The organism is Bacillus sp. MN7755 (assembly GCF_054771475.1).
In genome coordinates this window covers 100,728-123,122 of the sequence record NZ_BTRL01000008.1, presented here as the reverse complement: position 1 = coordinate 123,122, position 22,395 = coordinate 100,728, and the positions used below count along the sequence as shown (strand labels likewise).

The 22,395-nt window shown below is 34.7% G+C and carries 25 protein-coding genes and 3 pseudogenes; 12 read left to right on the top strand and 16 right to left on the bottom strand.

Annotated elements, in window-relative coordinates:
* Window positions 1-84: 84 nt before the first annotated feature.
* From ACYVEC_RS07665 to ACYVEC_RS07615, 11 genes and pseudogenes are all read right to left on the bottom strand, one after another.
* A complete protein-coding gene (locus ACYVEC_RS07665) occupies window positions 85-1,080 on the bottom strand; it encodes a hypothetical protein (RefSeq protein WP_063222385.1) in 996 nt (331 codons plus the stop codon).
* Between the two features lie 695 nt (window positions 1,081-1,775).
* A complete protein-coding gene (locus ACYVEC_RS07660; RefSeq protein ID WP_063222386.1) occupies window positions 1,776-2,147 on the bottom strand; it encodes a DUF1304 domain-containing protein in 372 nt (123 codons plus the stop codon).
* A gap of 39 nt (window positions 2,148-2,186) precedes the next feature.
* Window positions 2,187-2,521, bottom strand: a pseudogene (locus ACYVEC_RS07655) (nitroreductase family protein); the annotation flags it as partial.
* Between the two features lie 428 nt (window positions 2,522-2,949).
* Window positions 2,950-3,216 carry a CPCC family cysteine-rich protein gene (locus tag ACYVEC_RS07650; RefSeq protein WP_063222388.1) on the bottom strand — a complete coding sequence of 89 codons (267 nt, stop codon included), beginning with the start codon at window positions 3,214-3,216 and terminating at the stop codon, window positions 2,950-2,952.
* Window positions 3,217-3,225: 9 nt separating this feature from the next.
* Entirely contained in the window at window positions 3,226-3,660 is a 435-nt protein-coding gene (locus ACYVEC_RS07645) for a hypothetical protein (RefSeq protein ID WP_063222389.1), read from the bottom strand.
* A gap of 106 nt (window positions 3,661-3,766) precedes the next feature.
* Window positions 3,767-5,218, bottom strand: coding sequence for a PH domain-containing protein (locus ACYVEC_RS07640; RefSeq protein WP_098556858.1), 1,452 nt, complete (start codon window positions 5,216-5,218; stop codon window positions 3,767-3,769).
* Entirely contained in the window at window positions 5,211-5,687 is a 477-nt protein-coding gene (locus ACYVEC_RS07635; protein ID WP_063222391.1) for a PH domain-containing protein, read from the bottom strand. Before ACYVEC_RS07635 ends, ACYVEC_RS07640 begins: the two co-directional genes overlap by 8 nt.
* Window positions 5,688-5,766: 79 nt before the next feature.
* Entirely contained in the window at window positions 5,767-5,934 is a 168-nt protein-coding gene (locus tag ACYVEC_RS07630; RefSeq protein ID WP_063222392.1) for a hypothetical protein, read from the bottom strand.
* Window positions 5,935-5,936: 2 nt separating this feature from the next.
* Complete coding sequence (locus ACYVEC_RS07625; protein ID WP_063222393.1) at window positions 5,937-6,518, bottom strand: TetR/AcrR family transcriptional regulator; 582 nt, start codon at window positions 6,516-6,518, stop codon at window positions 5,937-5,939.
* Between the two features lie 200 nt (window positions 6,519-6,718).
* Window positions 6,719-7,016 (bottom strand): annotated as a pseudogene (locus ACYVEC_RS07620) (hypothetical protein).
* 14 nt (window positions 7,017-7,030) lie between these two features.
* Window positions 7,031-8,136, bottom strand: a pseudogene (locus ACYVEC_RS07615) (lipase family protein); the annotation flags it as partial.
* Between the two features lie 275 nt (window positions 8,137-8,411).
* Between ACYVEC_RS07615 and ACYVEC_RS07610 the strand changes: the two are divergent.
* The 5 genes from ACYVEC_RS07610 to ACYVEC_RS07590 all read left to right on the top strand — a co-directional run bounded on the left by ACYVEC_RS07610 (window position 8,412) and on the right by ACYVEC_RS07590 (window position 10,417).
* Window positions 8,412-8,669, top strand: a complete 258-nt coding sequence (locus ACYVEC_RS07610) for a hypothetical protein (RefSeq protein ID WP_080468431.1) — start codon at window positions 8,412-8,414, stop codon at window positions 8,667-8,669.
* A 293-nt stretch (window positions 8,670-8,962) separates the two neighbouring features.
* Window positions 8,963-9,283, top strand: coding sequence for a hypothetical protein (locus ACYVEC_RS07605; protein WP_063222396.1), 321 nt, complete (start codon window positions 8,963-8,965; stop codon window positions 9,281-9,283).
* Window positions 9,284-9,347: 64 nt separating this feature from the next.
* Window positions 9,348-9,668, top strand: a complete 321-nt coding sequence (locus tag ACYVEC_RS07600; RefSeq protein WP_063222397.1) for a hypothetical protein — start codon at window positions 9,348-9,350, stop codon at window positions 9,666-9,668.
* Window positions 9,655-9,813, top strand: a complete 159-nt coding sequence (locus tag ACYVEC_RS07595; protein WP_231428407.1) for a hypothetical protein — start codon at window positions 9,655-9,657, stop codon at window positions 9,811-9,813. Before ACYVEC_RS07600 ends, ACYVEC_RS07595 begins: the two co-directional genes overlap by 14 nt.
* A gap of 280 nt (window positions 9,814-10,093) precedes the next feature.
* The gene (locus tag ACYVEC_RS07590) at window positions 10,094-10,417 is read left to right on the top strand and encodes a hypothetical protein (RefSeq protein ID WP_063222398.1); all 324 of its coding nucleotides are present in this window, start codon (window positions 10,094-10,096) and stop codon (window positions 10,415-10,417) included.
* A gap of 145 nt (window positions 10,418-10,562) precedes the next feature.
* On the opposite strand, the gene ecsC is transcribed toward ACYVEC_RS07590, so the two are convergent.
* The 3 genes from ecsC to ecsA are packed head-to-tail and all read right to left on the bottom strand — an operon-like array spanning window position 10,563 to window position 13,231.
* Window positions 10,563-11,270 (bottom strand): ecs operon protein EcsC, encoded by a 708-nt coding sequence (gene ecsC, locus ACYVEC_RS07585; protein ID WP_000634127.1) that lies wholly within the window; start codon window positions 11,268-11,270, stop codon window positions 10,563-10,565.
* A 13-nt stretch (window positions 11,271-11,283) separates the two neighbouring features.
* Window positions 11,284-12,495 carry an ABC transporter permease EcsB gene (gene ecsB, locus ACYVEC_RS07580; protein WP_063222399.1) on the bottom strand — a complete coding sequence of 404 codons (1,212 nt, stop codon included), beginning with the start codon at window positions 12,493-12,495 and terminating at the stop codon, window positions 11,284-11,286.
* Complete coding sequence (gene ecsA, locus ACYVEC_RS07575; protein WP_460506065.1) at window positions 12,488-13,231, bottom strand: ABC transporter ATP-binding protein EcsA; 744 nt, start codon at window positions 13,229-13,231, stop codon at window positions 12,488-12,490. The genes ecsB and ecsA overlap by 8 nt, the downstream gene beginning before the upstream one ends.
* 559 nt (window positions 13,232-13,790) lie before the next feature.
* On the opposite strand from ecsA, the gene ACYVEC_RS07570 reads away from it, so the two are divergent.
* The 3 genes from ACYVEC_RS07570 to ACYVEC_RS07560 all read left to right on the top strand — a co-directional run bounded on the left by ACYVEC_RS07570 (window position 13,791) and on the right by ACYVEC_RS07560 (window position 15,629).
* Window positions 13,791-14,225: an HIT family protein gene (locus ACYVEC_RS07570; protein WP_001016840.1), complete on the top strand. Its 435-nt coding sequence runs from the start codon at window positions 13,791-13,793 to the stop codon at window positions 14,223-14,225.
* Window positions 14,226-14,410: 185 nt separating this feature from the next.
* Window positions 14,411-14,773, top strand: coding sequence for a YtxH domain-containing protein (locus ACYVEC_RS07565; protein WP_063222401.1), 363 nt, complete (start codon window positions 14,411-14,413; stop codon window positions 14,771-14,773).
* A gap of 298 nt (window positions 14,774-15,071) precedes the next feature.
* Window positions 15,072-15,629 carry an HTH-type transcriptional regulator Hpr gene (locus ACYVEC_RS07560; protein WP_000834918.1) on the top strand — a complete coding sequence of 186 codons (558 nt, stop codon included), beginning with the start codon at window positions 15,072-15,074 and terminating at the stop codon, window positions 15,627-15,629.
* Window positions 15,630-15,634: 5 nt separating this feature from the next.
* Here ACYVEC_RS07560 and ACYVEC_RS07555 read toward each other — a convergent pair whose 3' ends face one another.
* Window positions 15,635-15,970: a DUF1878 family protein gene (locus tag ACYVEC_RS07555; RefSeq protein WP_000383651.1), complete on the bottom strand. Its 336-nt coding sequence runs from the start codon at window positions 15,968-15,970 to the stop codon at window positions 15,635-15,637.
* Window positions 15,971-16,088: 118 nt separating this feature from the next.
* Here ACYVEC_RS07555 and ACYVEC_RS07550 point away from each other — a divergent pair, with 118 nt between their 5' ends.
* The 4 genes from ACYVEC_RS07550 to ACYVEC_RS07535 all read left to right on the top strand — a co-directional run bounded on the left by ACYVEC_RS07550 (window position 16,089) and on the right by ACYVEC_RS07535 (window position 21,033).
* On the top strand, window positions 16,089-16,283 hold the full coding sequence (locus tag ACYVEC_RS07550; protein WP_000172690.1) for a hypothetical protein: 195 nt from the start codon (window positions 16,089-16,091) through the stop codon (window positions 16,281-16,283).
* 425 nt (window positions 16,284-16,708) lie between these two features.
* Window positions 16,709-17,572: a peptidylprolyl isomerase PrsA gene (gene prsA, locus ACYVEC_RS07545; protein WP_063222402.1), complete on the top strand. Its 864-nt coding sequence runs from the start codon at window positions 16,709-16,711 to the stop codon at window positions 17,570-17,572.
* A 480-nt stretch (window positions 17,573-18,052) separates the two neighbouring features.
* Window positions 18,053-20,383: an RNA polymerase recycling motor HelD gene (gene helD, locus ACYVEC_RS07540; protein WP_063222403.1), complete on the top strand. Its 2,331-nt coding sequence runs from the start codon at window positions 18,053-18,055 to the stop codon at window positions 20,381-20,383.
* An 86-nt stretch (window positions 20,384-20,469) separates the two neighbouring features.
* Window positions 20,470-21,033 (top strand): hypothetical protein, encoded by a 564-nt coding sequence (locus ACYVEC_RS07535; RefSeq protein ID WP_460506061.1) that lies wholly within the window; start codon window positions 20,470-20,472, stop codon window positions 21,031-21,033.
* A gap of 101 nt (window positions 21,034-21,134) precedes the next feature.
* Here ACYVEC_RS07535 and ACYVEC_RS07530 read toward each other — a convergent pair whose 3' ends face one another.
* A complete protein-coding gene (locus ACYVEC_RS07530; RefSeq protein WP_460506059.1) occupies window positions 21,135-22,388 on the bottom strand; it encodes an FtsW/RodA/SpoVE family cell cycle protein in 1,254 nt (417 codons plus the stop codon).
* Between the last annotated feature and the right edge of the window lie 7 nt (window positions 22,389-22,395).

Sequence of the window (22,395 nt, the reverse complement as noted above, 5' to 3'; positions counted from 1 at the left end):
GAAAAAGGTATCCTCATACTTGAAGGATACCTTTTTATTCTCTCTATTTTTATTACTGTTTTGTATCGTATTCTTTTCATCAATTTAGTGCATTTCAATAATTGTACCATCTTCAAATACTTTGAATACACCAGTAAACCCTGATCCAGCTGCACCTTCTATTTTATATGTTGTACGCACTCTAATTTGATAATATTTCTTTCCATTCTCTACTTGCGTATTCTCTAGCGTGTAATCATAGTCTTCTTTATATTCATTTTTGATATATGCTGTAGCTTTCTCAAAAGTAAATGCATCTTGATTCTTTCCTGTCTCTACTTTTTGGTTCTTTTCTGTTACTACCTTCTGATTCTTTTCTGGCTCTGTTTTTGGATTCTTTTCTGTTGTTACCTTCTGATTCTTTTCTGGCTCTGCTTTTTGGTTCTTTTCTGTTACTGCCTTCTGATTTTTTTCTGGCTCTGCTTTTTGGTTCTTTTCTGTCGCTACCTTTTGACTCGTTACTGCATCAGTTTTTTGTGCCTTTGCTGCTGCCGTTACATTCTTTGCATTTTTTTCTTCTTCACCAATTTTAGTGATTAATCCTACAGCCTTTTTATTATATTCTTCAAGATTCTTGTTATCTTTTGTTTCTGAAACTAGCTTATTTAATAGCTCTTTCGCTTCTGCATAACTTTTCTTATTTATTAACTCTTCACTTTTCGTCAGTTGCTCGCTATACTTCTTTTTTTGTTCTAAAATGGCTAATAATGCTGTTCGTTCTTCCTTGGCCTGCTTTATAAGTGTAGTATTTCCATCCTTCATGTTCTCTACTTTTTCAAATGACTTAATTGATTCTTCTATCTTTTTTTCTTCTTTTAACTTCACTGCTTCCATCATGATTTTCGTTTGTTCTACAAGCACTATTGTATCTGAATCGTCTTTTTTCTCATCCAGCGCTCGTTCAAATGATGATAAGGCATTTTTATATTCTTTATTCGTTAACGCGGTCTTCCCTGCATCTATTTCTTTTTCAAAATCTCCATTACTACACCCTGCTAACATTAAAAATGTAATTCCAATTACCGTTAATAACTTCCTCAATGTTTCTCCCCCTATGCATTCCTAAAACAATAACGTCATATGTATAAAAGTCTGTGTAGTAATTAGACTGAAAGTAAATATGTACTACAGTGTGTGTGGGAAAGGAAGTACATTTCATTTACTATCATTACTTAAAACTCCTAAATAGTTGGTAGTTGGTTTTCTTCTTCTTTTAAGACAGAAAGGAATTTTAATAATGTGCGTAAAGCTCTCACCAGGCTCTTTACTACACACACTCTTATACACATAGAAAGATTATTTTTAGTTTAGTATTTTTTTAACTTTATATATTCTCGGTTGATTGGTTACGAACCTCAATTCGTAACATACTGAAAAGCAACAGAAAACAAAACGTAACAAAAGTCATGTTTTGTAACTTCTTTGTAACACAAATGTAACACAAGGTTTTTAAACATACAATAGTTTTTTTACATTATTTTCCCCACTTTCTATATTTTAAGGCGTTAATCCGGTTCCAATCCTTAATGTAATACGTATTTTCATAACAATTACGCCAAAAAAGAGGGAATTTACATTTCTAAGTGCAAAGGTACAGAGTTATTATTTTCCGGATGTTATAAAATTCTTAAGTTGAAGGATATGAAAAGGAAAAAATACGCTATTCTTTCCTATAAGCCTACAGAAAGAATAGCGTATTTTTCAAAAATGAGTTTTCTTATTCAAACGCTTTGGTTCTATATCACAATTAAAAGGGCAATCAACGCTAATATAGCTGGAAGCCCTTGTTTCACAATAATTGATTTATTAGATGTGAAACCGCCAAAAAGAGCTGCTACTACCACACACATTACAAAAAATAATTGAACCATATAGCCAATTGAATTGAGACCAAGTGTAAGCCCCCAAATGAGACCAACGGCTAAAAATCCATTATATAAACCTTGGTTTGCAAACATAATGGCTACGTTTCGATCTCCTTCTAAATGCTCCGGTAATTTAAAAGCACGTTTTGCCACTTTTGAATTAATAAAAAACATTTCGAGGATCATGATAAATAAATGTTCTAATGCTACGATCCCGACTAAAATAGCTGCGATGATTTCCACACTATTCTGCCCCCTCTATTCCCTAATATCAATTTTATACTATTTCCATTGTGCAATTCTATCAACAAAGAGACGGTATGAAGCATATCCTTTGTCCGCTGTTTTACCGACAGATAGAAATATAACTAGTACATAGCACTCTTTTTCCAATCCAAAGGTTACAGCTATACTTTCCTCTGTATAGTCCCGACTGGATTTATATCATATCCATGTGCACATGCTGTCATTAACTGCCTGGAGACAATTAAAATAGTTTCACAAGTTTCTTGGACTGGAAGCTGTTCAACATGTGCATACCATGCTTTTACTTGTCTGTTTTTTAACCCTTGCAACATGTACCCTAGCTTAACAGCCGTTAAACATATTTCCTCTATCTTCACTTTAACCTTGTAGCTTATATACAATTCCGACATCGTCTGAATAACATGTTTTCAAAAATTCCCCCTTCTTACTTATTAAAACATTAATTGATACATCAATATTTGATAGGTCAATTAATATACAACTCCCCTTTTAGTTTTACAAGTTTTTTTGCTCAATTAGTTTTATTTTGTTCCGTCAACTTTAAATCAATTCAAAACCTCTGTTCACTCTCTAGAAACTATAGTGTTTTTCAATAACTACATAAAAAAAATCAGCTGAATCATCAAATTAATAATTAGTTGTCTCCAAAGACGAAAATTTTATTTCTTTTCTATTTTATTTTTTTATCTTATAAGGCGGCGTTAATTCTTTCATCATGGCATAAAAAAATGTTATTACTCCTGTTACATCGAGTAATAACATTTTTATTTTAATCTATTTAACAAATTTGCTTCCAACTAGCATCCTTCACATCTTCACTAGTCGGCTTTCTAACTGATTTCACAAAACATTCCTCACAAGCACCGAACGTAATGAAATTTTTCTGTGCTTGTCTTAACGAAACTTCATTCGCTCCGCCTTCAAAGTCAGAATCATTAAACTGAACCTCATCATCTTCCCAATAACATATATTACAAATTTCATATGTACCTGGTGGTTCTTCTTCTATTGTTTGATATCCGCAGCATGGACAGGTGTATTTCATATAATCACCTTATTTCCCTTCATATGTAGTCCTACTTACTAAAAATGTAATAGAGCAAATTATAGTTAATCCCATAAAGTACATCATTTTAATAATACGAGTATTTTCATATGTTGTAGGAACCCCGTCAGATATAAATTCATAGCAAAAAACAATACTTATGGCTAAAAGAATATATAAAATTAAGGATGGGATAAAATGTAGCTTTATAGGTAAAATAACGCACCTAAACAATATCTCCCCAAGAAGACATCCAACTAAAACAACAGGGACTCCAACTATCAAAGTAGCGGCCAACATTTGGGCCATAGCAATAAAAAGGTTCATAAAAATAGAAAATAGCTCTCCTTTAAAAATCCCCTTCTCATCGTATATTTGAATTATCGTCATTGAAATAAATAAGCTTAATAAAGAATGGGAATACGGAATTAAAAATTTTCCCAATCCTGCTCACCTCACTTTTTTTTTGCGTCACATATATTATTAATTATTTCCTATCATTTTTACATAGAAAAATAACTCGCCTTCCGCAAAAGACGAGCCATTCCATTTAATTCTCACTTATTCTCTTCTTATACCAATCCTGCATTCTCTCCGCATCTTCTACTCTCGTATGCTCTAATTTATAACTCGATGATGCGTTAGAGAACTTATACGTACATAAATCCGCGCGGCGCTGGAAATAGGATTGTGTCTTTTCCATTGATTGGACGTGTCTTCTTCTAACAAGTCCTGTATATTTTCCGATGCTGCGATATACAAGCGTAATTTGCTCTCCATTTACACTGTAACCATTTGTTTTAAATGTTGCGTATCCAAGTATAAAGATGAGGACCGCAAGCGGAATTAGTGCCCACATGATGAAGTGCTTTTCAAAGTATATACTTATTCCAATAAGCGGGATTGCTAGCATAGCGAAGAAGATGAAGCTATCAATGAGATAGCGGCGTAATGCTGCTTTTGGTAATGAAATAATATTTGTATTCAGTTCGTATGGTAGTTGTAAATGCGCGAGTAACTGTTGTACTCGGTCTTTTCGAATGATTGGATGCAGTGTAACTTTTTCTTTTTCATCACCCGTTCCCTTACTTTGAATAACTTCTACTTGCACAGCACAATAGCCGAATGGCTGACGTAAAATACTTTCTTTTATCGTAATCCCTTGAATACGATGTAACTTTAGGACGAGTTCTTTTTTCTCAAGTAATCCTTGTGAAATGCGGACTTCGTCATTTCTTCGATTTACTGTGAAATCTCCATGTTTTAGCGCATAACCGATTGTAGATATAATCCACGAAAGGACGAGCAAAATAGCTACCATGAAAATCCAGCCATATATATCATGTTCCATTACATACGATTTTACGCTATTCTCTATCCATTTCGGAATGTACTCATCTACTTGATGATACACGAAAAAGATTAACCAGAATAATAGTCCAAACTGACCCGATGTAACAGAGGCTAGTAAAATTTCTTTCCAAGTCAATTTATATTCTGTCGTTTGTTTTTCTTCTGTAACGATTTCTTTTTCTACTGCATGTTCTGTTGCTTCATCTAACGTTTCTTCTGCTTTCACTTCTGGAGTTGGCTCATTTAGTAAGGAAATAAGCTCCTTCGCCTCATCTTCCTTAATTCCAGCTAAGCTTACTTCCGCATCATCGCCTCCGCCAGCTGTTTCGATTTGAATTTTCTTTAAGCCAAGCATTTGATATAACACGTTAGAACTTGTATTAATCGTTTGAACACGTTCTTTATTTAAGTAGCTCTCCTTCTTCACAAAGAGACCTTGTTTCACATGTAATACGTTATTTTCAATCCAATATACTTTGTAATACCAGCCTACGATGGCTGAAACAATCGTGATTATCGCAAAACCGATAGGAACTAAATACCAAAATGGGAACTTTCCTTTTAAACTAAAGAGAAAAATAATAAATGGTATAAAGTCTGTTATTTTTAATTCCAATAACATCGTGATTGGATGCTGTCTCTTATACATCCTCATCACTCACTTTCGCTAATTCTGCGATTTTCGTTTTCAACATTTCTGCTTCACACATCGTTAAGCCTGGGATGCTGTGAGAAGTTGCTGCTGTTGAAATGTGTAATTCTGCTAAACCATATTTTCTCATAATCGGACCTTGTTCAATCGTAACGTGCTGCACACGAATCATCGGTACCAATACGCGCTTTACGACGAAAAGACCGTGTTGAATTTCAAGCTCTTCTTCATTTAGTTGGTAGCTATAATAACGTTGACGTAGTTTCGGGAATAAGAAATATGAAAATGGTGCGAATGCAACTGTTAGCCCAATCATCACATACAAAATCCACGCCCACCAATCAAACTTTATCATGAGGAAAAGGTACGCTAACATGACGAGAATACCGATTCCTTCTTCAATTACAGCCCGAACTTTCCACACCTTGACCATGTCAGGGTGAATTTCATTTTTCAATGGATCCATGTAACCACTCCAAATCTAGTAATCTAATATATGAATACTCTCAATCTATATTTTACATAACTTTACAGAAAATTGAAATTTAATTATCTTTCTTCTCAGGAATAAAATATCCGAACCAAAGTAACCAAATGAAACCGATTAACTTCAGCCAACTTCCATCCGCTTGAAAAGCTTCAATCATACCTGGTATTTTATAAATCCCAATAAATCCAAGAAAACCGAGCCACCAGTTTTTTTGCATTTTCAAGTTTACTCCTCCTTCATGACGTTTTTCACATTTCGAATCCAAATCTCTTTATACTTTAACTGAAATCCCATGAGCATGTAATTGCTCATATTATCAATTACAAGCGCTAGTGTATGAGCATTTTCTTCCGTTGCATCTTCTGACACAACGCCCAGTCTCGCGCCTTTCTTCAATAAATCGTGGAAACCATTTAAAAACTCTTCTTGTATTTCAAATAAGCGTTTCTGATACTTTTCATTTCGCGCCGCAGTTACGATAAATTCATTTATAACACGCAGTATTCCTTCTTGTCCTTCATACTCAGAGAGCATATGTAAACCATCTGCGATTAACTTTTCTGCAAAATTTTCTCTCGTATATTGCCCTTTATCAAAATAACTCACGAAATGATAACCAGAAAAAATTTCTTCAAATAAAAAGTCCACTAACGCTTCTTTAGAAGAAAAATGATAATAAATAGCCGGTTTTGAAATTCCTACCTCTTTCGCAATCATGGAAAGGCTCATCTTCTCAATGCCGTGCTCTGCCATGAGTTTAAATGAAGCCTCTACAATGTTTTGCGATGTTTGTAAATTCTTCGTCATACTGTACCTCACTCATTTTTACTTACCGGTCGGTAAGTAAATTGTAAAATAAAAAATTATCGTTTGCAAGTTTGATTCAAAACTACATATTACTTTCTCCATTTACTTTATGAATCGGAATCATATTCCTCCATAATTACTACAGTAATCTTTAATCCGGTTAAACCACAAAAAGCACCTTTGTGAGTGCTTCTTGTAATCTAATATTTAGGCCCCATGTAATCATAACTTTGATCTAGCGCTTTTAATAAATCAATCGCACCCTTTAACTCTCGTTTATCAGACTCTAATTCTTCCATTCTTCTTTCAATATCTTTTTTAAAAGATTCTAAATCGCTAATGGCTTTTTTTTCCTACTCCAAGTTGAGACCAGCTTGATAAGAGTAAATCATGCACCTTACTTACAACCCTTTTATTATGGTTTAAGTCTTGAATCATATGGTCAAATTGTTGTAAGGCTTGGTTCAATGCTTCTTCATTTAAGTAAATTCTCGGCATCCTAATCTTCTCCCTTAATATTGTTGATCCGCCTTCTTATAATCATCGGCTTTCTTCTCAATAAAATCTGAAATTTCCGTTGCTGTTCGTATGTACCAAAAACTTAAATGTTCTACATGTGCACGTATATTATTTACTTTAGCTTCTACCCTTCTACTTTCAGCCGTTTCTAATAATGTCATCATATTTGAAATTAACCTCGGTACTCTATCTTGAAATTCTTGCGCGTTTCGCTTCATATCTCTTACGGCCTTTTCCAAATTCTCTACAACTACACGAATCTCTCCCCCGCCTAATAACGCGCCCGGTGAATCATAAACTCTTTCATTCGTGTCTACATTTAACAAGTATTTATTTGATAAAGACCCATTCTCCCCAAATCGGAAGTTTTTATCTGTTTGATAATGATAACCAGGGCCACTTATCGAATTCAAAAATCGAGTAACATCCATCCCAAGCTTTTGCTGTAATGATAACTCGGACATTTCTTCTTTCGAAATTGGTGGTGTTACCGCATAAGTAGATCCTATATGACTTTCATATGCACCAAATGGTCCATAACCAATCGAATCATTTCCGTGAACAACACTTACAATTCTATTATTAAACTCACCATTATTTGCTTTTTCTTGTAAATCAGGCGGTAACAAATGTTTTGCACTCGGCGCATTCCATGACATACATCTTACATTGTCATTAGATGCCGCTGCATATTCCGCTAACGCTCCCCCTAACGAATGACCCGTCGTATATATCTCCACATCATCCCTATCCTTGTATGTATCCGTTACTTGTTTCATGACCCTTTCAGCTTGTTCGAATTGATTATGTGTTTCCCAGCGCTGATTCTCTTCATTCCAATATTTCTTTGAACCTGCATTCTCAGTCCCTGCTACAGGAGGTGCTGCTGGTTCATGAACACCTTCTCGTAATACAAAGTGATTTACATCCGCTTTGGCATCCTTCATACCTTCCCCTGGTTTCATCGGAATGCCTAAAGAGTTTTTCTCTATAATTTTATCCCCTTCTGTCCCTCGAAAATCTACCATAACTTTCTTTTCCCCATTTATATCTCATTCAAAGACCACTGGGTCCATTCCGATTTATCGTGGAATGTTCCTCCCTTTTCCTATACTTGTAAACTTCGACCATCTTTATTGGTAATAACAACTTCTTCAATATATTTATCAGATTCCTACGTAGTTTCTGCTAATTGATAAAAAGTAGAATCTAAAACTCCATTTTTATTACTCAAAACATTTTTCTCCTACAACATTTGATATATTCTTATAATTAAGATAACATTTCCGGAGGATACATATGGATATTATTATTAAAAAATTTAGTTTTTGTTTATTATTTATACTTATTTTAAGTACTTTAGAGGGATGTACCATGGATCAAAAAAACAATGAAGAACAAGTAGTAAAAGAAGCAAAAGCGACAACCATTACATACTTTAAGGAAAAGCAAAATTTGGATGTAGTAATTACTGGGCATGAGTTTGGTCCTAAAGACTTACAATCCATTTATATTTCTGGACATGTCAAAGATGATAAAGACAAAACATTTAATATAACTATTCAATATAGCGGAGATAAATACACGATAGGTTCAATTTCTAAAAGTAAAAGTTTAAAATTAAAATACTAACACTTCCCATAATTTTTATCTAAGGCATTCCTATATGCTCCCAATGATGTTCAAATAGTTTTTATAAACGGACATGTTAAAGATAACAAAAATAAGGTTTTTTCTATGGACAAAGAATATGATGTAGGAGATTATCATATAAGCTGTATGTCTCATTCAAAAAATTTAGAGCTTAAAAACTAATAATCTGGGCACTTTAGAGTGCCTTTTCTTTATACCCCACCACACAATGTTCTGTGAATATAAAATTTAGTAAAGAGAAATATAACGCAACATTTATGGAGTGATTATTCATGAAAAAATACGGTATAAGATTATTCTTTATTTTTACACTTATCCTTTTAGGAGGATGTACGATAAATCAAAAGAATGAGGAACAACAAATCGTTAATAAGGCTAAAGAAGAAACTATTAAATACTTCAAGGAGGAGGAAAACGTAAATGTAACTATTACTAAACATAAATTCACTCCAAATGATCTGCAAACAATTTTTATATCTGGTTATGTAACGGATGACAAAAACAAAGAATTTAGTGTTGCAGTTGAATACGCTAATAACTACCATATCAGTACCATTTCAACCACGAAAAATTTTGAACTAAAACACGATTAGTTAACGATTCGTTTTATATTATTTCTTTATAAAAAATAATATAAAGAAATTTCAGGAGATACATATGGATCAATCAAAAAAGAAAAGGGTTATAATTTTAATCATTTTAGCAATTATATTTTTAGCCATAGGCTGTACTACATCCTTTATTCACAATAGAAATACAACAAAAGAAAGAGCTGCTGAAGCTGCAATACAACATATACAAACAAGAGAAAATATAGATGTTATAATAACTAAAATCGATATGAAACCAGCTTTTCAAGGAGGCTTTATTGAAGTTAGAGGATATGCGGAAAATGATAAAAAAAGAAAGTTTTATGTCACAGTAAGTAAAAAACAAAATTACTCTATCATGGGGTGGAATTTAGATGATCCTCAATAAGAAACAAAATATTTTCATATTATTATCCGTAATAATTATGATTTTAATTATAGGTTATATAGCAAAGTTTATTCATGACCAAAATGCTGCAATAGAAAAGGCTGCTGAAGTTGCAATAGAAACTATGAAAAAAGAAAAAAAATAGATTTTGTGGTAACCGATGTAAAAATTCAACAATTAGAACTTGCGGGCTTTATTAGAGTTAGAGGGTATGATAAAAACAATAACAAAAAAAACTTTCGTTGTAATAAATAAATCCCAAAATTATAAAGTCGAATATTGGGGCGACGAATAAAGTGAAACTTTAATCAGTGGGGGTTTTGTTCATCCCCATTGATTATTAGCAAAAGAAGCACTTTTGTAAGCGCTTCTTTTAATTTAATATTTAGGACCCATCATCATAAATTGATTGGAGAAGGGGAAATATGGGTAATTTAAAAAAGAAAAATATTATCATTTTAATCATTGTAACAATTATCGCTTTAACTATAGGATGTACAGCAAAAAGTATTCATGACAGAAATATAACAAAAGAAAAAGCTGCTATAGCTGCCATAGTACATATTAAGAAAAAAGAAAATATTGATGTTATAGTGACTAAAGTTGATATCAGGTCTGCCGTTAGTAGTGGTATGATTCGAGTTTCTGGTCATGTAAAAGACCAGAAAAACAGAAATTTCTTTGTTTCAATTAGTAAACGTCAAAATTATTCAGTTGTTGGATGGGGATTAGATCATCTAGAGTCATAATTACCTTATTACATGTCAACTACCTCCACCACTAATTTCAGCCTAAAACGCTAAAAAGACAATCCGAATTATACCTTCTTCTTTTGAAGCATTAATCATTAAAACAAAAAAGCATCCTAAATCACACATTTAGGATGCTTTCTTTTTAATTCCTATTCAGCAATCGCATACGATAACAATTCATCGTTACTTCCCCAAGTCTTTGCAGTAATTGATAGTTCGCATACGCGCCGACCGGGGCACCGATTATTGGTACGAGCTGAAGCATTTTTGCTAAATCGATATAGTCTCGGTACTCTGTTTGGAACTTTTCCCAGTCCATATGGTTTTCTTCTTCTGTATCCCACGTTTCGATGGCTTTCCATATTTCTTTTCGGTGGTCGTCACTTGAAAAGGCAAGTTGGAAAACGTGAAGGATAAAAAGGCGCTCTTCTTTGTCGCTCGTATCAAATCCGTACAATGTTGCTGCATCGAATAAAAATTTAATTTTAATGCCGAGTAAAAGCGGAAAGTCAGCAAGGCCAAGGAGAATACCGCCTGCTCCCGTCCCCGCTCCTTCTGCCGCTGCTATTTTTTTATACTCATCCATTTTTTTACGTACTTCATCATCTCGTCTTTGCAATGACCAGTTCGTCTCTTTTAATTTCGGCTTTATAAAGTTTGATCCGGCGCTAATTGTTTGTACCATCATCCGAATCGTTTCTGTTAATACTTTTTGCACTTTCGCCGGAATAAGCTGTTGTACTTTCGTCTGCACTTTCTTTGAGAACCGTGTCATCATAGAAGAATCTTTCATGAATGTAGCTTTCCACTGCTCCAGCTCTTTTATAACCTTTTCTTCATATGTAATCATAGGTTCATTCCCTTCAATTTAAACGCTCAATTCGTTTCGCCCCGTATTGATAAACGAAACCGATACTAAATACTATGCTTACGACTAGTAAAATTCCTGTCATTATGAAATCTTTCGTCGCAAGTGCAAATATGATTGTAAATATAATACTACCTGTAATAAGGATCGCATTTAGTAAAGTAAGAAAATCTTTCTTCTTCTCTTCTCCCCCGACTGGGTACAAATCAAGCCAAATCTTCATGCGGTGATGTTTCCATAAAGTTAATAGCTGATAACCAATTAAATATAGGAAGATAAGGCTTACGATAAATCGTCCATATAAAAACGGAATGAAGTACAGAATAACTCCTCCAAGAGCGAGCAGGCGCACATATAAGCCGAAATAGTTACCCGATCGTAAAAACGTTCTCGTATATAAGTATAAATATGTACGCTTTTCGCCAATCATCGAAAGAATGAAATCAAGCCATTTCTTGCGGGATACTCTCTCTTTTAATGCTGGTACATCAACGAACATATTCGCGATGCGGTACAGCAGCATCATCTTCTTACCTTCTTCAGAAATTAAATACTCCCAGTTTAGCGGCTTTCCCTTCACCATTTGATGCAGTACTACGAGGTATAACACCATGAGAAGGATGATTCCGCCAATAAATATAACGGAAGTACGCTCTACAAGGAAGTACACAAATAAGCCGTTTAAAATAAAACGAATGAACCAATCCGCTCTTTGTATATTTTGGTCTGTTAAAAATGATTTTTCCCATGCGACGAATAAGTTCCACGCTTTTACAATGACAAACGCGAGTACAATCCATATGTAAGCTGCTCCTGTTTGCTTCATTTGCTGGAAGTATAACGGGGCAAGCGCTGCCGCTACGATTGCGATTATGTATAACTGAATCATAAACGTAAAAAGAAATGCCTTTGTGAAGTAAGGTTTTAATTTTTGTTCAACTGGCAGCAAGTAAACGAGATCCGCTTCTTTTAATAACGTTTGAATGGATCCGGCCGTTAATACGAGACCAAGCAACACTGCCATAACGAGTGCTGTCGGAAACGAAGCTGTTAACGTTTGTAACCATTGCTGGTAATAGTACGCTCCTGCGCCGATGATAAATACGAAAATAAATTTCAAATGATCATTAAATACGTATTTACTATATGTACGAACTTCTTTTAGAAAGTGACGAAATCGTTCTTTCCATAATGCTGTGCTATTCATAATCTTCTTCCTTCGTTAATGCAATATAAATATCATCTAACGTTGCACCTGGCATATTAAACTGTGATTGCAGTTCAGATAATGTTCCCTTCGCTCTCACTTCACCTTGATGCAGAATAATAAATGAATCACAATAACGCTCTGCCGTCGCTAAAATATGTGTACTCATTAAAATACCCGCGCCGCTCTTTTTCATTTGATCCATCATTTGAAGGAGTGATTGAATTGCTAACGGGTCAAGCCCAACGAAAGGTTCGTCCACAATGTAAAGAGATGGCTCCACTAAAAACGCACTCATAATCATTACCTTTTGTTTCATCCCTTTTGAGAAATGAGACGGAAACCATTTCAAACGATTTTTCATACGAAATTCTTGTAATAGTTGTCCTACGCGTTCTTCATATTGTTTTTCATCTACACCGTACGCCATCGCTGTTAACTTCAAATGTTCTTCTAGCGTTAGCTCATCATATAATACTGGTGTTTCTGGGACGAATGAAAAACTAGAACGGTACGCTGTCATATCGTCACGAATTGTTTTCCCATTAATTGTGACAGATCCTTTTTTCGGTTCCATTAAACCGATAATATGTTTAATCGTCGTACTTTTACCCGCTCCATTTAAACCGATTAAGCCGACAAGTTCGCCTTTATTAACAGAGAACGAAACATCTTTTAGTACAGGTCGCTTCGTATATCCTCCTGTAACATTTTCTACACGCAATAACTCGCTCATACGACACCACTTTCTTCATTAGTATTCATTCTATATTCATCTTACCAAAAATGGCGCTGTACTACATAGTATCGATGTCTTAAAAAAAATTTAAATTTGTTAGCATATATTTTTACGAAAGCGGACATCATAATTAGTGAAGAAGGAACACATTGAAAAAGCGACCACCAATTGATGAGTACAACAACATAGTTAAGTCATCATGAAATGGGGTGTCCATGTTGGACAAAGAAATTTACACATAACCAGATCATTTGTTTCATTTTAGAAACGGGGTGTCTCCGAAAGAGCATATACTGTTTTAAAAAATAAACAATTTCCTTTTATAAAAGATTGCAATTCATTTCACTTGAAAATGGGGTGTCTACGGCAGAAACTTTAGCCGATTTACCGTGCATTTCTTAAATAAATGAGGTGTCTGCGAAACGTAAATTACGATAATGCTTTTTCAATCCCTCTTCAGAAAACAGGAAGCTGAGTCAGCTTCCTGTTTTTCGTGTTTGTTCTCTTATGTAATTATGGTAAAATACGGCTAAGGATATTTGAAAGGATGAGATCGATGAATCATACAGCAGATAATTGTATTTTTTGCAAAATCATTGACGGGCAAATCCCTTGCTCAAAAGTATACGAAGATGAACATGTGCTTGCATTTTTAGATATTAGTCAAGTAACAAAAGGACATACTCTTGTTATTCCGAAAGTTCACAAACAAGACATATTTGCGTTAACGCCAGAAATCGCATCACACATTTTTTCTGTCGTTCCGAAAATCGCAAATGCGATTAAAGCAGAGTTTAATCCAGTTGGTTTTAACCTACTTAACAACAACGGCGAGAAAGCTGGACAAACTGTGTTCCACTTCCACCTTCATTTAATTCCACGCTACGGTGAAAACGATGGTTTCGGTGCTGTTTGGAAATCACATCAAAATGAATACACAATGGAAAATTTACAAAACATCGCAAGTACAATTGCAAATAGTGTGAAATAGTGACACTATAATAAGAAGTAATACATAACAAGCCACTTTCCTAAAGTGATTAAATATTGCAAGGCTTGTTTCTCCATTCAAGATGCCAGGGAATATGTACAGTACACTGTTCTTTCCCTTGTCTTAAAGATATGCATATTTTTTCACATCATGAATACGAACAAAAAATAAGGAGGTCTCCTTTTATGTCAAAAGCTAAATCCTTTATTACAGGTATCATTTGCGGCGGAGCAGTTGCTGGATTAGCTGTTCTTTTCTCTACTCCTTCTTCTGGCAAAGACATGCGCGGCAAGTTAAAAGAAAAAGGAAATGATATTAAAAAGACATTAGCTGATATTACAGCTGATACAAAATTATTAAAACGTCAAATCGTTGAAACTGCTTCAGAAGGTAAAGAAGTGTTTCAAGAATTAAAAGACGATATGCACGATACGCTTTCTAACTGGAAGCAAGATATTTCTCAAAACAAACGACATATTGAGCAAGAGATTTTGGACATTCAAAAATCAATTGAGAAACTACAAGAAGCTGTTCCGGAAAAAGCGTAAACAAATTCCTGCTTAGTTTTTTGCATATAACAAATATTTTTTATATAAATTGACCTTAACACGGCATATCACATAGATATGCCGTGTTTTTATGCATTTACAATATATGTTATCACTTAACATGTAAGGACAACACATGTATTCACGACTCATAAAACGCTTCCATAGTTATGCATGATTTGTATAGAATGTCATTTTTCCAAAAAATTTTCACAATTCTCACAAAAAGACTTTATTAATTTTTATTTTACTGGCATAATAGATAGTAATGAAAAAGAATGTTAAAGTGGGTGAGTAAATGAAAAGTGGAGAAAAAGATTACTCGGTAAAAGAAGCGATGATTTTCAGCCAACGCATTGCTCAATTATCGAAAGCGTTATGGAAATGTGTAGAGAAAGATTGGCAGATGTGGATTAAGCCTTACGATTTAAACATTAATGAGCATCATATTTTAACAATCGCTTATCATTTAAAAGGGGCTTCTATTTCTGAGATTGCTAAGTTTGGAGTTATGCACGTATCAACGGCGTTTAACTTCTCTAAAAAGCTGGAAGAACGCGGCTATCTTGTATTCTCAAAAAAAGAAGATGACAAACGAAATACGTACATTGAGATTACAGACAAAGGGGAAGAGTTACTACTTCGCTTAATGGAGGAGTATGATCCTGAAAATAATTCAGTGTTTAATGGGGCTCTTGCACTTCGTAATTTTTATGGGAAGTTCCCAGAAAATATCGAACTGATTGCTATCTTGCGTAATATTTACGGACAAGACTTCATCGATATTTTTGAGAAATCATTAGAAGATATTGAAGAGAACTTTACAGAATCCGATCAGAAGTTAGTTAAGAAGTAATGTATTTATTTTTTCGCAATCATGCTTAAGAATTCATTCATAAGCGGCTTAAATAAACCTTGTTTTGCTAGCGCTTCCGCAGTTTCGTGTACTTCGAGCTGATGTGGAAGCGCTTTTTCAAATTGATCTAACAGCGCATCGAACAAAAGAAGCCCCTCTGCTTTCTCCACTACATATTGCTCGTTCAGTATTTCACAAAGATTTAGTATACGTTCAATATCTTTTTTACGAGCTTTTTTCTTTATGATTAAAGAATAAAATGGACACTTTTCTTCATCAATCATTTTAAATAGTAGGTCTACGTAGTATTCAGCTTGTTCTAATCTTCTAACAACGTCCATTTTCTCCCTCGCTTTCTAACACAAAGTCTTCTATTTCTGAATTTTATAACACGAACAAAATATCGTATGATACAATATATAAAGTATATGTATTTTAGCCAAAAGGAGGTCTCGCCTCATGACACTTATAACAGTTGTTTTTGTCGCATTCGCACTTCTTGTTATATTTTACACGAATTTCATGACACATACACTGTGTGAACGAAAACAAATAGCTGCGAGCCGCCAACCCGGTGTCTTTCGGGTTATTAATGTATGTATAACAATTTTATTAATTTCTAGTTATATAGAAATTATATTTCATGGAAAGTGAGGAAGGAAAGCCCCTTCCTCACTTTTTTCCTCTATAAGCAAATTATACCTACTATAACCAATAAAATAAACAGTACAAGTAATAAAATAAGTTGAGAATTCATCCCCATCCCCTCCTCTATTCTGTATATGCGGCATACGCCCAATATGGCACACCTTCAAAATCTGACACGATATGGTTAATTTTTCTTTATCAATATGAAATCTAGTCGAAATATGATATATTAAATTCTGTACATATTGCTTATACTATGAAATAAATGACACGCATCTTAACTTTATCCTAAAGCCTCGGTAAGCCCTGTTAAGCGCGCTTTACCAATATAAAAAGCAAAAGTATCAGTGAGACTTAATCGGGCTCTGATGAACTAAAATTCATTGGTATAGGATAAATTAAAAATACATAATAGTAGGAGTGTTTATCGAATGAAGAAAGCTATGCTTGCCTTAGCCGCAACAAGTGTAATCGCACTATCAGCTTGTGGAACATCATCATCAGACAAAATCGTTACATCTAAAGCTGGTGACATTACAAAAGACGAATTCTACGAGCAAATGAAAACACAAGCTGGTAAACAAGTACTAAATAACATGGTTATGGAAAAAGTACTTATTAAAAACTACAAAGTTGAAGACAAAGAAGTAGACAAAAAGTACGATGAAATGAAAAAACAATACGGTGATCAATTCGATACACTATTAAAACAACAAGGTATTAAAGAAGAAACGTTAAAAACTGGTGTGCGTGCTCAATTAGCGCAAGAAAAAGCTATCGAGAAAACAATCACTGATAAAGAATTAAAAGATAACTACAAGCCTGAAATTAAAGCAAGCCACATTCTTGTAAAAGATGAAGCGACTGCTAAAAAAGTTAAAGAAGAACTTGGACAAGGTAAATCTTTCGAAGAGTTAGCGAAACAATACTCTGAAGATACTGGTTCAAAGGAAAAAGGTGGCGACTTAGGATTCTTCGGAGCTGGTAAAATGGTTAAAGAATTCGAAGATGCTGCTTATAAACTGAAAAAAGATGAAGTAAGCGAGCCTGTGAAATCACAATTCGGTTACCACATCATTAAAGTAACAGACATTAAAGAACCAGAAAAATCATTTGAGCAATCAAAAGCTGACATCAAAAAAGAAATCGTTCAGAAGAAAGCACAAGACGGCGAATTCATGAACGACCTTATGATGAAAGAAATCAAAAAAGCTGACGTAAAAGTTGACGATAAAGATTTAAAAGATCTTTTCGATGAGAAGAAAGCTGACGCTAAAAAAGAAGAAAAGAAATAACGAAATAAAAAGCTCGGGCTTAGGCCCGAGCTTTTTTTATCCCCTCTTCTCCCCTATTAATTTATGTTTAGATTCGGTAAATGAAATTATATAGTTGGTCCTCTGAATAAATTAACCTCAGCTCTAAATTATATCGGCGATTTTTCAAATATATCGACCACAATTCTAATTATATCGGCGATTTTCAAAATATATCGACCGTAACTCCAATTATATCAGCGATTTTCGAAATATATCGACTTACCGACAAAAACTGACAACAAGCATGACTCCCTCTTCAAAACAAAAAAAACCTTGATCCACGTAACATGGAACCAAGGTTTATCTTATTATCATTGATTAAATTAAAAAACTATGTTAAATTAGTACAGAAACACGTTTCCGAAAATACAAAGAACGTATTTATCCTTATCTTAATTGTACACCAAAACACATCTTCAGTCAACCTCTATTTTTCACTTTTAAAGGAGTGCTTACCGTATGAACAAAAAACTTGATCTAGAGCAAAAAAGATTGGATACCGTAATCGAAACGATTACGCAGCAAATTGATAAACTGGAAAACGAAACTGGCAGACGCCGGGCAGAAGTAATCAATATTCGTAAACATTTCTGGGATGACGTGAAAGTGAATACTGATACTTTTGATGATTATCTTGAAACAGTTATCAACTTAAGACAACAAGCTCAGTCACTAGCTGTTACACAAATTACCCATAAGCACACCTTTAATCGACTTGCCGCATTAAGACGCATGCATAAAGCACCTTATTTCGGACGAATTGATTTCAAAGAAGAAGGAGAATCTGCTGCAGAGCAAATTTATATCGGCGTAGCTACACTTACTGATGCAAGCGGAGAAAACTTTCTTATATATGACTGGCGCGCACCCATTTCGAGTGTCTACTACGATTATCCACCAGGACCGGCTGAATACAGTACACCAGGAGGCGTAATTCACGGTAATGTGGAGAAAAAATTACAATACATTATTCAAAATGGCGAGATTGATTCTATGTTCGATACGAGTCTTACAATTGGCGATGAAATTCTTCAACAAGCGCTCGGAAAAGGCACAAACAAACATATGCAAAGTATCGTTGCTACGATTCAGCGCGAGCAAAATGAAATTATTCGTCACGATGAAGGCCGACTCCTTATCGTGCAAGGAGCTGCTGGTAGCGGCAAAACGTCAGCTGCCTTGCAACGAATCGCCTACTTACTATATAAATATCGCGAATGGTTAAAAGCGGATCAAATTATTCTCTTCTCCCCTAACTCTATGTTCAATAGCTACGTTTCTAACGTACTACCTGAACTCGGTGAAGAAAATATGCAGCAAGTTACATTCCAGGAATATTTAAATCATAGACTAAGTAAGTCATTTGACGTGGAAGATCCATACGAGCAATTAGAATATATGCTAACTGAAACGAATAGTCCTGCCTATAAAACTAGAAATGCAAGCATTCGCTTTAAAGCATCTACTCAATTTTTCGAGATGATTAGAGCGTACAGACAGTCTCTTGAATCTTCGGGTATGCTATTTAGGGGAATGAAATTTAGAGGAAAGCTAATTGTCTCTGCGAAAGAAATTACAGAGCAATTTTACAATACCGACTCCTCTCTCCGCTTCCATAGCCGAATTGAGAAGTTAACGGATTGGCTAAATAAGCAAATAGATGCACTTGAAAAAGCAGAACTGAAAAAGCCTTGGGTAGAAGAAGACATTGAACTACTTAGTAAAGATGAATATCAAAAGGCTTATAAATACTTGCAGAAAAAAGGCGAGTTTGACGATAACTCCTTTCATGATTTTGAGAAAGAAACGAAAGTACTCGGACGTATGATTGTCCGTAAAAAATTGAAGCCGCTTCGTAAAGGCGTTCAAGCACTACGCTTCATCAATTTCACAGGCATATATAAACAACTTTTCACAGATGCATCATGGGTTACTGGAGAAAAACCGAAAGGCTGGGATGATATTTGCTCATTAACAGTAAACATGTTAGATGAAGGAAAGCTACATTACGAGGATGCAACTCCATTTTTACTTTTAAAAGAGTTAATTGAAGGCTTCCAAACGAATAGATCGATTAAACACGTACTCGTAGACGAAGCACAAGATTATTCTCCGTTTCAGTTCGAGTTTTTAAAACGTCTCTTCCCTGCCGCAAGAATGACGGTACTCGGGGACTTTAATCAAGCGATATTTGCACACGCGAGTGAAACAGTGAATTTCAATACACTTACTAGCTTATACGGACCAGATGAAACGAACGGTATTAACTTAACTCGTAGCTATCGCTCAACAAAACCAATTATTGAATTTACACGTGCTCTCGTACCAGAAGGAAAAAATATTCACGCCTTTGAACGTGACGGCGAGAAACCTACAGTGACGAAAGTATCGAATTACAGCGAACTGCACGAGCATATTACTGCCAAAGTTGCTGAATTACAAAAACAAAATCACAACACGATCGCAATTATATGTAAATCCGCAGCTGAAAGCGCCGCTGCTTACGAAGCACTTCGTCATATCGAGAATATTAAACTTGTGAAGAGTAGCTCAGCCGAGTATGAGCAAGGCATCGTCGTGATCCCTGCTTACTTAGCGAAAGGTATCGAATTTGATGCTGTTATTATTTACGATGCTTCTAAAGATGCATACAGTGATGAGAGCGTTCGTAGATTGTTCTACACCGCTTGTACACGCGCGATGCATGAATTACAACTTTATAGCGTTGGCGATGTTAGTCCTTTTGTGCTTGGGGCTGATTCGGAGAGTTTTGAACTTATTACACCTTGATACGAATCAAGGTGTTTCTTTTTTATGCAGGATTTACACCTTTAAAGTAGAATATATCATTTTAGAAAAAAATAAGGAGTGAAAAAATGAATCATTATTTCATTGCTATTTATAACGGTGAGTTTCCTACCGAAAAATTACATACCCTTTTACAATCTAATCCCACTTTTACTGATCTAAACGTCCGCACCCTTTCAATCTCATCACCAAGACCTTTCACATTATTAGTTGGCGAAGAACACAACGCACTCACAACTGGACTTACAGATAAATACCACTTATTAACGAAAGAATTGCAAACACTTGAGCAGCAAGAGAAATATTATTACGTATATGATTATAAGATTAGAAAAACCATCAAGAATCCCACCCAAAAATGCTTTCCATTAGCACAAATCAATATAAGTGTTACGAAATTCCATCAGATGATTCAAAAAGTAAAAGACTTGAAACGACCTGTATTTGCAGGTTATAACATCATTTCTCATGATGCAGACATACTTACGATTGATGTACTTCTTTCTTCACCTTTATTAGATCCTAACACTTCCGAAAAAAATACAGAAGAATACGCCTATTTACAGCAGCTAGCTGAATCAATTTCTCGTTCTGAATTATGTACTTCTATTAAAGCGAGTTCACTTATTTAAATAGAAAAAGAGGGTTATTTATCATAACCCTCTTCTGCTATCTATTTACGTTTGTACTTAATCATAATAATGAATTCTTTTATATACAACTTATATAAGTATCAAGGTGTTTTTCTCATTCTAAACGACATATCTTTACGTCGATATACACTCAGCACAATCCCCATTATAAATGCATGAAACAGAGTTGGTATCAATCCGTAGCTAATAAAAGGTAATGATATAGAAGCACGTGGTAATATTCCGAGGATCATGCCAACGTTACAAATGAAATGGATTACAAAAAGAGTCACTCCACCAACGAGAAGCAATTTACCATAACCATCATTTATTTTATAAGCTATGTTCATTATTCTTACTGCAAAAAGAGACAGAATCAAGACAAGAACTAGCGCAAGCACATATCCATAATAATAAGTCAAACTCGCGAATACAAAATCAGTATGGGCAGCAGGGATAGACTTTATATTTCCATATGTACCAAACCAACCTGCCGAAGACATCGCCTCTTTTAAACGCAAATACCATTGATCATGTTCTGGGTTTAAAAATCCTAAAATTCTAGCTATCCGATATTCTTTTACGGCAGACCAAGAAAGTAAATCCCTAACAATAAAGAAAAAAATTGGTAACATTGTAATGAGCCATGCCGTTTTCTTTCCTAACTTACTCCACCAAAGCATAACGAATACCATCGTGATATAGATGAAAATTGGTAAAAGAATTGATGTAATTAGAAATAGATATAAAGAAAATACGTACAACATGAGAAGATGTATAAACTTTAACCTACTATTATTGAAAAAAGAAGCCCAAGCTAGAAAGAAGAAAGGCACTGCCATTACACAGTCAATTGCAATTGGGCCGATTTGTATTAACGGTTCTCCAATCATTGAAGCGTTTGGAAAACAGTATAGCATTAACAGGACAACTACTCCGATTATATAAAACAACCATCCCATTCTCTCTAATTTCCGATAATCAAGTAACATCATCCCGATAGCTGTTACAACACCGAGAATAACAAATATCACCTTATTCATGAATAAGTCAGCATGTCCAAAAGTTATAACCGGCAAAAATCCTAGCCCCATCGCAGCCACTAATAAAATAATAAGGAACCAATCAACCTTTGGCTTATACAGTTTGTTAAGTTCTTCGCCAAGTTTAATCGGACTTCCCATTTGCTCAACAGCCTTATCTTCAGCAACTTCCTCACTTAACCCTTTTTCTATCCACATATTCTTCGTCTGTTTCAAGTGAAAGTCTAGTTCCGTTGCCACCAAATCCTTCGCTTCTTTCGATTTAATATGGTTCGTAACTTCCTTTAAAAAACGCTCCCCTTTTTTGTTCAATTTTTTC

Excerpts from the sequence above, each read along its gene's own strand:
- ACYVEC_RS07650 (WP_063222388.1), bottom strand. The coding sequence starts at position 3,216 with ATGAAATACACCTGTCCATGCTGCGGATATCAAACAATAGAAGAAGAA.
- ACYVEC_RS07640 (WP_098556858.1), bottom strand. The coding sequence starts at position 5,218 with ATGTATAAGAGACAGCATCCAATCACGATGTTATTGGAATTAAAAATA.
- ACYVEC_RS07635 (WP_063222391.1), bottom strand. The coding sequence starts at position 5,687 with ATGGATCCATTGAAAAATGAAATTCACCCTGACATGGTCAAGGTGTGG.
- ACYVEC_RS07625 (WP_063222393.1), bottom strand. The coding sequence starts at position 6,518 with ATGACGAAGAATTTACAAACATCGCAAAACATTGTAGAGGCTTCATTT.
- ACYVEC_RS07610 (WP_080468431.1), top strand. The coding sequence starts at position 8,412 with ATGGATCAAAAAAACAATGAAGAACAAGTAGTAAAAGAAGCAAAAGCG.
- ACYVEC_RS07605 (WP_063222396.1), top strand. The coding sequence starts at position 8,963 with ATGAAAAAATACGGTATAAGATTATTCTTTATTTTTACACTTATCCTT.
- ACYVEC_RS07600 (WP_063222397.1), top strand. The coding sequence starts at position 9,348 with ATGGATCAATCAAAAAAGAAAAGGGTTATAATTTTAATCATTTTAGCA.
- ACYVEC_RS07595 (WP_231428407.1), top strand. The coding sequence starts at position 9,655 with ATGATCCTCAATAAGAAACAAAATATTTTCATATTATTATCCGTAATA.
- ACYVEC_RS07590 (WP_063222398.1), top strand. The coding sequence starts at position 10,094 with ATGGGTAATTTAAAAAAGAAAAATATTATCATTTTAATCATTGTAACA.
- ecsC (WP_000634127.1), bottom strand. The coding sequence starts at position 11,270 with ATGATTACATATGAAGAAAAGGTTATAAAAGAGCTGGAGCAGTGGAAA.
- ecsB (WP_063222399.1), bottom strand. The coding sequence starts at position 12,495 with ATGAATAGCACAGCATTATGGAAAGAACGATTTCGTCACTTTCTAAAA.
- ecsA (WP_460506065.1), bottom strand. The coding sequence starts at position 13,231 with ATGAGCGAGTTATTGCGTGTAGAAAATGTTACAGGAGGATATACGAAG.
- ACYVEC_RS07570 (WP_001016840.1), top strand. The coding sequence starts at position 13,791 with ATGAATCATACAGCAGATAATTGTATTTTTTGCAAAATCATTGACGGG.
- ACYVEC_RS07565 (WP_063222401.1), top strand. The coding sequence starts at position 14,411 with ATGTCAAAAGCTAAATCCTTTATTACAGGTATCATTTGCGGCGGAGCA.
- ACYVEC_RS07560 (WP_000834918.1), top strand. The coding sequence starts at position 15,072 with ATGAAAAGTGGAGAAAAAGATTACTCGGTAAAAGAAGCGATGATTTTC.
- ACYVEC_RS07555 (WP_000383651.1), bottom strand. The coding sequence starts at position 15,970 with ATGGACGTTGTTAGAAGATTAGAACAAGCTGAATACTACGTAGACCTA.
- ACYVEC_RS07550 (WP_000172690.1), top strand. The coding sequence starts at position 16,089 with ATGACACTTATAACAGTTGTTTTTGTCGCATTCGCACTTCTTGTTATA.
- prsA (WP_063222402.1), top strand. The coding sequence starts at position 16,709 with ATGAAGAAAGCTATGCTTGCCTTAGCCGCAACAAGTGTAATCGCACTA.
- helD (WP_063222403.1), top strand. The coding sequence starts at position 18,053 with ATGAACAAAAAACTTGATCTAGAGCAAAAAAGATTGGATACCGTAATC.
- ACYVEC_RS07535 (WP_460506061.1), top strand. The coding sequence starts at position 20,470 with ATGAATCATTATTTCATTGCTATTTATAACGGTGAGTTTCCTACCGAA.